At 36.6% G+C, this 13028-nt stretch carries 12 protein-coding genes; 5 read left to right on the top strand and 7 right to left on the bottom strand.

Annotated features, from left to right (window positions below; translation table 11 throughout):
- Nucleotides 1-218 precede the first annotated feature (218 nt).
- The 5 genes from QM524_RS15065 to QM524_RS15045 all read right to left on the bottom strand — a co-directional run bounded on the left by QM524_RS15065 (nucleotide 219) and on the right by QM524_RS15045 (nucleotide 5886).
- Nucleotides 219-878: a phosphatidylserine decarboxylase family protein gene (locus QM524_RS15065; RefSeq protein WP_166552274.1), complete on the bottom strand. Its 660-nt coding sequence runs from the start codon at nucleotides 876-878 to the stop codon at nucleotides 219-221.
- A gap of 666 nt (nucleotides 879-1544) precedes the next feature.
- Complete coding sequence (locus tag QM524_RS15060; protein WP_283345213.1) at nucleotides 1545-2627, bottom strand: type III polyketide synthase; 1083 nt, start codon at nucleotides 2625-2627, stop codon at nucleotides 1545-1547.
- 97 nt (nucleotides 2628-2724) lie between these two features.
- Nucleotides 2725-3501 carry an alpha/beta fold hydrolase gene (locus tag QM524_RS15055; protein WP_283345212.1) on the bottom strand — a complete coding sequence of 259 codons (777 nt, stop codon included), beginning with the start codon at nucleotides 3499-3501 and terminating at the stop codon, nucleotides 2725-2727.
- A gap of 308 nt (nucleotides 3502-3809) precedes the next feature.
- A complete protein-coding gene (locus QM524_RS15050; RefSeq protein ID WP_095160102.1) occupies nucleotides 3810-5243 on the bottom strand; it encodes an MFS transporter in 1434 nt (477 codons plus the stop codon).
- Nucleotides 5244-5457: 214 nt separating this feature from the next.
- Nucleotides 5458-5886, bottom strand: a complete 429-nt coding sequence (locus QM524_RS15045) for a Dabb family protein (protein ID WP_095160101.1) — start codon at nucleotides 5884-5886, stop codon at nucleotides 5458-5460.
- 203 nt (nucleotides 5887-6089) lie between these two features.
- On the opposite strand from QM524_RS15045, the gene QM524_RS15040 reads away from it, so the two are divergent.
- Nucleotides 6090-6680, top strand: coding sequence for an NADPH-dependent FMN reductase (locus QM524_RS15040; RefSeq protein WP_283345211.1), 591 nt, complete (start codon nucleotides 6090-6092; stop codon nucleotides 6678-6680).
- Nucleotides 6681-6872: 192 nt separating this feature from the next.
- Here QM524_RS15040 and QM524_RS15035 read toward each other — a convergent pair whose 3' ends face one another.
- On the bottom strand, nucleotides 6873-7574 hold the full coding sequence (locus QM524_RS15035) for a molybdopterin-dependent oxidoreductase (protein ID WP_283345210.1): 702 nt from the start codon (nucleotides 7572-7574) through the stop codon (nucleotides 6873-6875).
- Between the two features lie 283 nt (nucleotides 7575-7857).
- On the opposite strand from QM524_RS15035, the gene QM524_RS15030 reads away from it, so the two are divergent.
- The 4 genes from QM524_RS15030 (at nucleotide 7858) to eutC (ending at nucleotide 11587) form a co-directional block, all read left to right on the top strand.
- Nucleotides 7858-9234 (top strand): ethanolamine ammonia-lyase subunit EutB, encoded by a 1377-nt coding sequence (locus QM524_RS15030; protein ID WP_283345209.1) that lies wholly within the window; start codon nucleotides 7858-7860, stop codon nucleotides 9232-9234.
- Nucleotides 9235-9527: 293 nt separating this feature from the next.
- Nucleotides 9528-9794, top strand: a complete 267-nt coding sequence (locus tag QM524_RS15025) for a hypothetical protein (protein ID WP_283345208.1) — start codon at nucleotides 9528-9530, stop codon at nucleotides 9792-9794.
- Nucleotides 9757-10656, top strand: a complete 900-nt coding sequence (locus tag QM524_RS15020; RefSeq protein WP_166552265.1) for a YitT family protein — start codon at nucleotides 9757-9759, stop codon at nucleotides 10654-10656. Before QM524_RS15025 ends, QM524_RS15020 begins: the two co-directional genes overlap by 38 nt.
- 175 nt (nucleotides 10657-10831) lie before the next feature.
- Nucleotides 10832-11587, top strand: coding sequence for an ethanolamine ammonia-lyase subunit EutC (gene eutC / locus QM524_RS15015; RefSeq protein WP_283345207.1), 756 nt, complete (start codon nucleotides 10832-10834; stop codon nucleotides 11585-11587).
- A gap of 153 nt (nucleotides 11588-11740) precedes the next feature.
- Here eutC and QM524_RS15010 read toward each other — a convergent pair whose 3' ends face one another.
- Complete coding sequence (locus QM524_RS15010; protein WP_283345206.1) at nucleotides 11741-12409, bottom strand: metal-dependent transcriptional regulator; 669 nt, start codon at nucleotides 12407-12409, stop codon at nucleotides 11741-11743.
- Nucleotides 12410-13028: the final 619 nt, after the last annotated feature.

The raw sequence follows: 13028 nt of genomic DNA, 5'->3' as shown, positions 1-13028 counted from the left end.
TTTTATTGTACTTTAAGTGGTTAATTTTTGATTTAAGTGATATAAAGGTAATTTCTTTTAGCAATGCACACAAATTAATTTTGTTAAAATTTTACAATTTTTTATTATTTAATTCACAAACTATATAACGAAGAAGTACTGAAAAATGTTTATTACACAATAAAAAAAGCCTTTGCAATTGATTTGCAAAGGCTTTTCTAAATATAAAAATCTGATTATTAAGCTAATTCAGCGATTACAGTCTCTCCTCCTACTGGACGATCATCAAGATTCACTAATACCTTTGCATCTAATGGCAAAAAGATATCAACACGAGAACCAAATTTGATAAAGCCAAATTCAGAACCTTGCTCTACTTGCTTTCCTTCCTCTACATACCAACAAATACGTCTTGCTAGAGCACCTGCTATCTGACGAAACATTACCTCTGTTCCACTTTCATGGCGAACCACAATAGTAGTACGCTCATTTTCAGTACTTGCTTTTGGATGCCAAGCTACCAAATACTTCCCAGGATGATATTTAAAGAAAGATACAATCCCAGAAAGTGGGTTGAAATTAATATGAACATTCACTGGAGACATAAAAATCGAAATCTGACGACGACGACCTTTGAAATATTCAGGTTCTTCGACTTCTTCAATTACCACAACTTTCCCATCTGCTGGAGCGATGATATGCTTTGGATTCTTTACAGTTACTCTTTTAGGAACTCTAAAAAACTGTAAGATAATGATAGAGAACAAGACGCTGAAAACTACAGCAATCTTACGAATTAGATCATTGTCAGGAAAGAAATAATAAACAGCTGAATTCAGTACAGCCAAAAAAACAACTGTTACCAAAATGGTACCTGTACCTTCTTTGTGAATTGTCATACTTTGCTTTAGGGAAATATGGTTTCTACAAAGGTAAGAATTTTTTTGATTGGTAAAGACCTGTCGTATTAGGAATCCGTGATATTTGTTGTGGGGAGAATGAAGAAGAACCTACTAAATAATATGCATAACTTGTTATTGGCAAAGTCTAAGAAGTTTTAAAAGACCTACTGTTTTACTTCTAAACTTTTGACTAAGTTATAACTTGTATAACAAGCTATGCACATTAGACTGATTAATTACTTAGGACGAATTGGTAAAGGCTCTGTAATAGTAAGATGCATTAAAATGATGACATCAACTCTAATATGAACTGTAAACTACTTAACTAGCCCACGAAATAAACACATTAGCTATCAGCTAAATGTTGAAAGTTTCAAGAAAATCAGCTTGGGAATAACAACCCCTGCCTGCGTTTAATAATCAAACTACTTTTAGCACATCAGTACCTCTCAAGAGAGTTACATAGATGATTCATAGTAGGATATTCAATATATTTCGACGGCGGTTGTCTTATAAAGAGGGGCGGTAATGGAAAAAGACAAATATTATTATTGAGCTCCTAGTTTGAGTCATAGGAAACTATGAATCTATAGCAAAACTAATCTTTTTTAATTACTAGTGGAAGTTAAGAAATGAAAGTTTTACAAGCGTTGAAAAACTACACTAAACGCCCATTTTTGCTATTAAAGACTCTACTGTTAACCCTGGCCCAAAGGCACAACTCAAAATTTTACAGCCTTTATTTTCGTCATTTACCTGTTCTAAAACTCTTTTTAAGACAAAGAGTATGGTAGTAGAAGACATATTACCATAATCTCTTAAGACCTCGTAGGCATATTGATTGTCCAATGAACTTATTCCTAGGGCTATCTCTACAGATTCCAAAATGGCTCTGCCTCCCGGATGAATAGCATAATATTGTACTTCATCTCTACGGGTGCCGTTAGCTTCGAGAAGGTTCTCTACTAACTGATTGATACCATTTTTGATGAGTTGAGGGACATAAGATGTTAAAGTCATTTCAAAACCAAAATCAGCAATGTGCCACGCCATATCTGACTGTCCTTCGGTAAATAAGTCACAAAAAAAGGATTCTAATTTTAAGACTTTTGGGTGAGTAGCATGAGACTCAACTATTACTGCTGCTGCACCATCTGAAAATAGCGCATTTGAGAGTAAAAAGTCGAGATCTTTCTTTTTCTGAAAATGTAATGTACAAAGTTCTACACTCACGAGTAAAACCTTTGCTAGAGGATGTGCCAAGCAAATATCGTTGGCAACTTTCAGACCGTTAAAAGCACCATAACAACCCATAAAATTGATGGCTGTTCTTTTGGTATGGGTAGGCAAACCCAAGGCCTGCACCAGCTCAATGTCTAGCCCTGGCGCGTACATTCCCGTACAACTTACAGTAATTAGGTGGGTAATGCCCTCCAGAGATAAGCCTTTCGTAGCCTCCACACAAAGCGGTAAAGCTGTTTGCTTGTACACTTGCATACGATGTGCTACAGAAGGAAAAGGTTCTAAATTTTGTGTATTAGGATAAAATTGGTAGGATTCAATGGGAAGGCCATAATCTGGTATAACAGAATGGCGATACTGAATTTTGGTACTTCTATAAAGTGCTATGAGCTTACGTTTTTCTATTTCGTCCAACTCCAAAGAACGCGCCATAAACTCAGCGATTTCGAGTTGTCCAAAACGATTGGCAGGAACTGCTGTTCCGATAGCAGTGATATAGCTCATAGATTTTTAGTATAACGTGTGAATTGTCTTTATAGATTAAAGTCAGGTTACTTAATCATTGTTATATACGATAATATCCACACAATTGTTCAGTTTTTCAAGAAAAACCTTCTTTGCTTAGATAGGTTACCACCTTGTCAACCAATTTGGTATGACCTGTATCAAGCAAAACAGTTTGCTGTTTTTGTACATATTTACTCAATGGCAAAATTTGTTGTGGAGGAAGTAGTTGGTCGTACCTTCCCACAAAAAAGCTAAACTTGGTCTGAAATCTTTGTGCAAGTTGTATTAGTTTGGGAATATCAAATTGTAACTCTTTAAAGCCTATCCAAGCATGGAAAATTTGCTTTTGTTTGAGGGGCGTACCTAACATAAAATCGGCCATACGAACCGTACTTTTTGATACTATTCCCAATTTTTGAAGAGAATTGCCTATTTTCATAAAGGTTGGCTGATGAGCAATCACTCGGCGAAAGCCCCATCTTCCCAATTTACTTCCCGTAGCCAGTCGATACAAAGGGTTTACTTTGATACCGTCTGGCGCTAAAAGTAATACATGATTTATTCTTGCAGCAAATTCCTCAAAAGTCGCCAAAGCAAAACGACCACCTATACTAAAACCTATCACGTCAAATTCCTGAATATTCTCTTTTTCCAATAATTGGACTAAGCTATCTTTCCATAATTGCTTTGTTACAACAAATGGGTCTTGATGAATATGTTTTCCATGAAAAGGTAAATCAAAAAGATAGGTAGTGTATCTCTCTGAGAAAACTTCGGCAAAGTGCATGAAACATGAAAAATCCTGCCCGATTCCGTGGAATGCGAGCAGGATTTTAGCACCATTTCCTATTTTATGATAATTCAAAACCATGAGGAATATTTGGCGACAGGTTAAGTATTAAGTATTAGTGCTGAATTATGAGTTATGAATTGTGAATGTAAAATTTTAATTATCAATATCTTACATCTCCAATTGATTAAATATAATTCTGCACGATTACTTAGTGCAAAATAAAATTTTAGATTTTTATTTTAGGCACAAGGCAAAGAGTGTTAAATTGTTTTTAGTAACGATAGATAAGTTTTACCCAATGCCCATAGCTGAAAGCCGAAAGCTCAATGATTAAACTTTATTTTGCCCACTAACTTAATTCATCACTCACAATTCTACATTAATATCTAGTGTCCTTTACCTGTGTTTTTGACTACTTCTTTATCAAAGTCGATATTCTGTTTGCGCAGTACAGCTTGAACACGAATACCAAAGAAGAACAAGTAACCAAAACAAGCTACTGCCAACAAATATGACAATTGAATACCAATACTATCTGCTAAAATACCTTGAACTACAGGAATCACAGCACCACCCAAAATCATCATAATCAAGAAGGCTGCACCTTGGTTTGTGTATTTTCCTAAACCAGCAGTACCCAGTGAGAAAATCGAAGGCCACAATACTGAACAGAATAAACCTCCACTAATCAATAAGAACAATGCGATTTTTCCTGTAAAAATTACCCCCAATAACGATGTTACTGCGCCACAAGCTGTATAAATCAATAAAGTTTTTACTGGCTTTTCTTGACTAGCAAAGAATGCTGCAATCATCATCACAACACAAAAACCGTAAGGTAATAAGTCTTGAACAGCACTACCACCCAAGGCATTTACGCCTAATACAATAGCAAATGCGACGAATGGAATAACTACCTTTAAAATAGTTTGAGTGCTTTGGCTAAAATTAAAGTTTCCGATTGAAGCAGTCCAACGACCTACCATCATACTTCCCCAGAAAAGAGATACGTACTTCGCAATTTGAGAAGACTCTAAGTTTTCGGTTACTTTCAAATATTCACCCAAGTTACTACCAATCGTTACTTCAACGCCTACATAAACGAAGATTGCCGACATACCCAATAATAATTGTGGATATTTCAAGGCACCTGTTCCGATTTCTACATCTTCGTCGTTAGTGATACGTGGTAGTTTAGAAAGTTTGAAAAATACTGCGAATAAGGCAAAAACAACCCCCAAAATCAAATAAGGAGCTTTTACCGAATCAATCGAAGCATTTTTAGCTGCATCAGCCGAAATTGAACCGAAGATAGCGTAACTAATCAAAGCAGGACCGATTGTACCGCCTAGGTTATTAACAGCACCTCCTAAGTTGATACGCTGAGCACCAGTTGCAGGGTCGCCCAAGGCAATCATAAAGGGTTGGGTTGCTGTTTGCTGTAATGAAAAGCCCAGTCCTACAATAAATAGGGCTGAAAGGAGGATAGGAAATGATTTTAGTTCAGCAGCTGGATAGAACAAAATTGTACCAACAGCCGAGATAATCAAGCCATAAATGATACCATTTTTGTATCCAATTCTGTTGAGTACATCGCCTTTAATGATGCCAGAAACCACAAAATAGAGAATGGAACCTACGAAATAAGCAGCGTAAAAAGCAAAGTCTACTAATTGAGCTTGCCATTGTTGCAATTCGAATTTGTCTTTGAATAGTGGGATAAGAATACCGTTTGAAGCAGCTACAAAACTCCAAAAGAACCACACTGTTACCAGCGTGTAGAGCGCAGACTGATTACTTTGCGTTGAGGAATTAGACATAGTTTAGTACTTTTTAAAAAAGAGAATAGACAACTTTGCTTAAAACTACTACTTTTTCTGGCAAAAATTATCTTTACTTTTTAAAATAACTTAAAAAGCCGTATTCCATATTTAGAATAAGTATTAAAATGCCGATTGTGTAGATTTATCACAATCGGCAAGGGCAAATATTTTTATTTTTGACATAACCACAACTTGTGACTATTTTATCAAACTACAATGCTATAGAATCATATACCACAACCTTCGACCACAAATGTTTATGATCTTCAATGAATTTCTTGTGAAGTGGATGTACTAAATATTTCTCTTCATCCTCTTTCGAAGCAAACAATAGTAATACCGAAAATGTGTAAGACGCATCAGTCACAGGTTTGTCAAAATCATTAATTGAAGCCTTTCCGATATGCGCTTGTTTGATTTGTTCAATTTTACCTAATCCTTTCAAACCTGCAAGCAATTGCTCATAAGCCTTTTTATCTTTGCTGTCTTTCAACCAAAAAAACACATGATGTGAAAAAACAGGCAGTGCCTTTGGAACGGCTGCTTCAGAATTACTCGGTGTCATAACAGTTAGGGCTGTGCCAGCAGTGGCTACTTGGAGAGATTTTTCAATAAAATTTCTTCGAGATGTATTTTTCATTTTTGAATAGATTTTTGTGTTTGATTACAAGATAGCAAATCATTTAAAAGAATCTATGTCTTTATGCAGGGCATTATTTTTTCACAAAAAATAACTTTTATAAACTTATCCCTAGTGAGTTGAGTTACTTACTTAGTAGTCAAATATCTAACAATCAACTTTATTTTAACCTACAACCACGGTTATTGACAACTCGTACAATCATGAATATTACGATTTTATCGACCTCACCCAGAAAAAACAGTAGTTCTCTTCGTTTTTCAAAATACTTAAAATCGCTTAGCCAAGAGGCAGGCTTTGACCAAATCGAAATTGTTGACTTCGAAAATTACGATGTACCATTTTTTGGTCAGGGTTTTATCAAAAAAGATAGCTTGAGTGCTTTTCAAGAAAAACTAATTGGCGCTTGGGCTAAAGCAGATTTGGTGTTCATTGTAATGCCCGAATACAATTGGTTTCCAGATGCAGAATTAATCAACTTGTTGAATCAGTTGGGAGGCAAAGATTTTGCGCATCTTTTTGGAGAAAAAACCTTCGCATTGGCGGGTGTATCAAGTGGTCGTGGCGGTAAGCTTCCTGCCATAGAAATGACGGTTATGTTGGGAAAACTCATCAATTTCTTGAATCAATACTCTGTGATTTCACCTCGTATTTATGAATCGCACGAAACACATATCAACCTCAACGAAAATGGCGAATTAGCCAATGACAATACGGTTTACGAAAATTCAGTAAAAGCTTTTGTAGATTATTCTATCAAAATTGCTCAACGCTGGAATAACGGAAAAGCATAATGTTGAAATTGAGTGATTTAGTGGTTGAGTGATTTAGTGATTATTTTAAAATGACACATATTTAGAGGCAAGGCATTGCGCCCCTACAAGTACGTAAAATCAAAATAATCACTCAACCACTCAATCACAAATCACTCAATTAGTATTTGTACCTTAAAAAAAACTCCGCACTCTACACTCCAAACTCAGCACTTAACTATATCTATCATTACGCCAAGGATAAGCTGTATTCGAGTATCCTCTTTCTTCCCAAAAACCTAGCTTATTAGCCGATAAAAATTCGATTCTTTTAATCCATTTTGAGCCTTTCCAAGCATACAACTGTGGCGTAATCATACGCAAAGGACCTCCATGTTCGAGTGGTAAAGGTTCTCCGTCGACAGTATGTACGAGCATCACATCAGGCTTGAGTGCCTCCTCCAAAGATACGTTGGTGGTGTAGGTATCATAGCCATAACACATCAAATGTGTGGCAGTTTCTTTAGGTTGTACCAAAGCTGCCAAGTCCATCAAACGCACGCCACGCCAAGACATATCTAGTTTTGACCAAGTAGTCACACAGTGAAAATCAGAAATATCGTCGGTTTGAGGCAATGCCAAAAAGTCTTCCCATTTCAATACTACGGGGTTTTCTACTTCGCCATCAATGATTAAGCGCCACTTGTCCATCGGAATTTGTGGATGATAACCCAAGTCTAGCACAGGCCACTTTTGTGTAATAGTTTGTCCTATGGGGGTTTGAGGCATTCCATGGCGATTGATTGGTCCTCGTCCCATTGGATTTGGGTCAGCCATAGATGGGGTCTCCTTCATTTTTTCTTCAAAACGAGCTTTAAGTTTCATTCTCGCTTCAATGATTTTATCTAATTTCTCAGGATTTTGTTCACCTGTCATACGCTTTGTGGGCTATAAGTAAAAATAGTTGAGTAAATACCTGCCGTAGGCAATAAGCTTTATGCCATAAGCCAAAAATGCAATAACCTCTTTACAATACAGAAAAATTTATGATTAGATTCCTAATCAGCTCTTCAAGGATAAATTTATTCAATTGAAAAACAGAATCAAACTCAAAAAGTTTTTAAATTAAGTGGAAAAGGAAAGGGAATATATCCTCGATATGAATCATGGTACTTTCTTTTTAGTAATCTCTTTCTTTAAGTCAAGATAGTCTTACAATATGTTTCAACAAACGATTAAATACAAAACCTATCAATTTGCCGACCTCAGAACACTTATGGCAAAAGCTACCCCCAAAAGGTCGGGGGATGAACTAGCTGGTGTGGCTGCCAACAGTGCCGAAGAAAGAGTGGCAGCACAAATGGCATTGGCTGATGTACCATTGAAGGTTTTTCTGAACGAAGTACTTGTTCCTTACGAAAAAGATGAAGTTACCCGCCTGATTATCGATACCCACGACTTGGCGGCCTTCTCTCCTATTAGTCACTTGACAGTGGGAGACTTTCGGAATTTTCTTTTAGCTGAAAATACGACGACAGAAGTTTTACAACAAATCAGTAAAGGTATAACTCCCGAAATGGCGGCAGCAGTTTCTAAGCTCATGCGCATTCAGGACTTGATTAATGTTGCCTCTAAATGTAGCGTTGTTACCAAATTTAGAAATACTATTGGTTTAAAAGGACGTTTTTCGACTCGTTTACAGCCCAATCACCCTACTGACGACTATCGTGGTATAGCAGCCAGTATGATTGATGGTTTGTTTTATGGAAACGGCGATGCTGTCATTGGCATTAACCCAGCCACCGATAGTGTTCCAACCGTAATACAATTGGTTTCGATGTTAGATAGTATCCGTCAAAAATTTGACATTCCTATACAAACCTGTATTTTGAGTCATATTACCACAACGATCAAAGCCATAGAAAGAGGTGCGCCTATTGATTTGGTATTTCAATCTATTGGAGGAACAGAAGCCACTAACACATCTTTTGGCGTTAATTTGGACATCTTAAAAGAAGGTTACGAAGCTGGTTTATCACTCAATAGAGGCACCGTTGGGAATAACCTTATGTATTTTGAAACAGGGCAAGGCTCCGCTTTATCTGCCAATGCGCATTGGGGACTCGACCAACAAACTTGCGAAACAAGAGCTTATGCAGTAGCCCGACACTTCAATCCATTATTAGTAAATACCGTAGTAGGATTCATTGGCCCTGAGTATTTATTTGATGGAAAACAGATTATTCGTGCAGGCTTAGAAGACCATTTTTGTGCCAAATTATTGGGTTTGCCTATGGGAGTAGATGTTTGTTACACCAACCACGCCGAAGCCGACCAAGATGATATGGATTCGCTATTGACATTACTTGGTACGGCAGGTTGTAACTTTATTATGGGTGTTCCTGGTGCTGACGATGTGATGTTACATTACCAAAGTACTTCATTTCACGATGCACTCTATGTTCGTCATTTATTGGGACTAAAGCCAGCTCCTGAGTTTGAAGAATGGCTACTCAAAATGAATATTATGGATGAGCATTTTAGACTAAAAAATATTTCTAGCGAGCATCGTCTTTTACAACAAACAATATCTTAAGTTGTGTAAATTAGGCAACAGGCACAAGGCAAAGAGTTTTAATTCGGCAACCCAATGAATTCAAAAAAGCTTTGGGGCTTAAAGCCTAAAGCGTATTAATGCAATTTTATGTAGCAAATTTACTTATGTTGACAGTATTCTTCTGATTACGAATACTTTCCACTAACGGTTACACCAGTAACTTTTAACTTTATCTCATATTAGAATACTATTAGAATAGGGTAATCCACGGAGTTATTATTCCAAAATCAGTGTTAACAATATACGTTAAGCAGTCAAAATCTTTACATTGTATGAAAAGTCTCATTTCAAAAAGTCTTCTTGTGTTACTTAGCTTAGCTACTTTAAGCTGTGATCAAATTCAGGAAAAATCTTTAGAAAATGTCAAGAAAATGAAAGAATCCGTTCCTGAATACACCGTTGTGGTGATTGACGGATGCGAGTATCTTCGACTTGAACATACACATGGGTATGCCAGCTTAACGCATAAAGGAAACTGTAAAAACCCTATTCACATCTACAATGGTACAAAAAATTCTCCTCAAAACCCTAGGCATTAATGAATATAACCCTGCACAAAGCGTCAAGAACGTTTCTCTGATTGCCTTAGGTGTATTACTCGCAGGAATTGGTCTTAAAGGATTTTTGCTTCCCAATAGCTTTTTGGATGGAGGCGTAATGGGTATGTCTTTGTTGATTAACATCACAACTGACATTCCGCTTCCTTATTTAATTGTTATCGTAAATCTTCCGTTTATATTTTTGGCATATAGTCAAGTTTCCAAGTTTTTTGCCATCAAAACACTTTTAGGCATTGTCGGGCTTGCAATCTGTATCGCCTTTATCGAAATCCCTCTAGTTACTTCTGACAAGCTCCTGATTGCGATATTTGGCGGTTTCTTTTTGGGCGCTGGTATTGGTATGTCTATCCGAGGTGGTGGCGTGTTGGATGGCACCGAGGTATTAGCCTTATACATTAGCCGTAAAACAGTATTGTCGGTAGGTGACGTCATTATTATTATCAACGTGTTGATTTTCTCGGTTGCTGCTTTTTTAATTAATATCGAAACAGCCTTATATGCCATGCTTACCTATTTGTCGGCTTCAAAAACCATTGACTTTTTGATTCATGGTATAGAGGAATACACAGGCGTAACGATTATTTCGGAAAAAAGTGAAGAAATCAGAGTGATGATTATAGAACAACTCGGACGTGGTGTAACGATTTTTAAAGCGAAAAGAGGTTTCGGAAAAAGAGGTCGTAAAGATGAAGATTTGGACGTAGTTTATACGGTATTGACTCGTTTGGAAATCCAAAAACTCACCAACGAAATCGAAAATATTGACCCTACGGCCTTCGTCGTACAACAAAGTCTCAACGACGTAAAAGGTGGTATGATAAAGAAATTACCCTTGCATTAATTGAGTGAGTTGGTGATTTGTGATTGAGTGGTCTGAACGTTTCAAACTATTGCAGATTTGGGATTTCTGATTTCGGAAACATAGAATATCCTCAATATAAATAACCTAAATTTATTGAAGTTTCATTCACTAAATCACTCATTTACAAATCACTAACTCACTAAATAAATTAATTATGGCAACAGAAAAACAACTGATTCAGACTGATATTTGGGATTTTTTGCAAAGCTATACCTCTGCCCGTATTGCTCGTGGACGTGCTGGACATAGCTTACCAACCAAAGAACTTCTTCAGTTTCAGGCTGACCATGCTCAGGCTCGTGATGCTGTGCATTCTTCTTTAGACATACAAAATATTCAAGATAGAATTTTGCATGAAACTATTGTCTTACAAAGTAAGGCTACTTCTCGTGCTCAATATTTACAGCGTCCAGATTGGGGAAGGCAATTGTCTGAAGCTTCTAAACAAGCGCTAAAAAACGTGGTTGATATACCACAAGATATTGCTATTGTCATAGCAGATGGCTTGTCTGCCAATGCCGTCAATACTCATGCTATACCTGTGGTAAATGGTTTATTGAATGTGTTGATTCAACATCATTGGCGTATTGCGCCTATTGCCTTGGTAGAACAAGGCAGAGTAGCCGTTGCGGATGAAATAGCAAGTGCCTTCAAGGCCGAAATTGTACTTATTTTGATTGGCGAGCGCCCAGGACTAAGCTCACCTGATAGCATGGGAGCTTATTTGACATATCAGCCGAGTGTAGGCATTACCGATGAAAGAAGAAACTGTGTATCTAATATTCGTCCTGAAGGGTTGAATTATCCTGCGGCTATCGAAAAAATACTCTATTTACTCACCGAAATGAAAACACAGCAAATCAGTGGGGTAAATTTGAAGGATGAAATGCAAGGGAAGCTTTTATATTGAGTGATTTAGTGATTGAACGAATGGTGATTATTTTTATTAGAATTTTACTCGTAGAGACACAATGCTTTACGTCTTTACTGATAGAATATAACTTTTAACGTAATCACTCATTCACTCAACCACTCATTCACTCAATTCAGCCTGTCTCATGTTTTATTTTACCACCTTTACCAAAAGGTTTTTAGCTACTTCATGACTCATAAATTGTGGATTAGCTTGAGCAATTTGTACGGACAATGATTTATCAAAATCATTGATTTCTAAAATGTACAATTCCGAACCTAGACTAATGCCTAATTTGGCTACATACTGCAAAAAGGCAGAAGAATGCTCCGAAACACCCATCATCAACACGCGCTCTCCTTGTTTGACTTCTGATAAATTTTGATAAGTTAGTTTTGGCATCCTTCCATTAGGATCTGGAATAGGGTCACCATGTGGATCAAACTTAGGAAAACCCAAAAACTCATCTAACTTTTCAACTAACTCCTCTGAGTCTATATGCTCTAATTGCTCAGCAATATCATGAACCTCGTCCCAGTTAAACCCTAGTTTTTCTACCAGAAATACTTCCCACAAACGATGCTTACGAATCACTTTAAGCGCCACTTGTTCGCCAGCCTCAGTAAGACGTACTCCTTGGTATTTTTGGTAATTAACCAAATTCTTTTCCGACAACTTCCGAAGCATATCCGATACCGACGCTGCTTTGGTCTGAGTGAGTTCAGCTACGGCATTGGTGCTAATATCTGCATCGGTTTCGGCAGAAAGTTTATAGATTATTTTCAGGTAGTTTTCTTCTGTGAACGAAGTGATTTGCATGAATTTTATAGTTATACTTCTTCGAAAAAGGATTCGTTGATGCGTTTTTCAAAGAAGTGAGTAGTTGTCAAATAACAAAATTTAGAATTTAAGTAAAAAAGTTAATATTATATCAGTTATTAGAATGCACGCATAATTAGCAAGATAAGATTTAAGCTATGTGTTTAGGCACTAGGCACAGAGTGTTAAAATGTTTTTAATAACCACAGACATACTTTTTTCCAAAGCCCACCGCCGAAAGCCGTTATCTGAAAGCCCTAAGCACAATCTTAAATTTTATTTTGCGTACTAACTTACAACACAGATACGATTAGTCGATTTCAGAAAAACAAATCCTTCTTTCAGTAAACTAAGCCTTTAACTATGCTTTTAATTTATACAAAGGTAATTTTTTACTTGAACAAAAGTAAATTTTAGGCTAATCTAAAAATTTGTTTTGAATTATAAAAAATACATTTTAAGTTTGTTAAGCATTTAGTAAAAGCTTGGAGCTCAAAGTTTAGGATAACTACTTAGCACTTTATTCAAAAGTAAGAAGCAGTTTTACGAAAGCTTAAAAGCCTCAAATGGATTGTAAAAACCCAATAGCTATTTTTTTGAGATTTTAATCTTAGAAATC

This window comes from Flectobacillus roseus (assembly GCF_030056595.1).
GTDB classification, from domain to species: domain Bacteria; phylum Bacteroidota; class Bacteroidia; order Cytophagales; family Spirosomataceae; genus Flectobacillus; species Flectobacillus roseus.
This window is presented reverse-complemented; position numbering and strand designations above follow the sequence as displayed.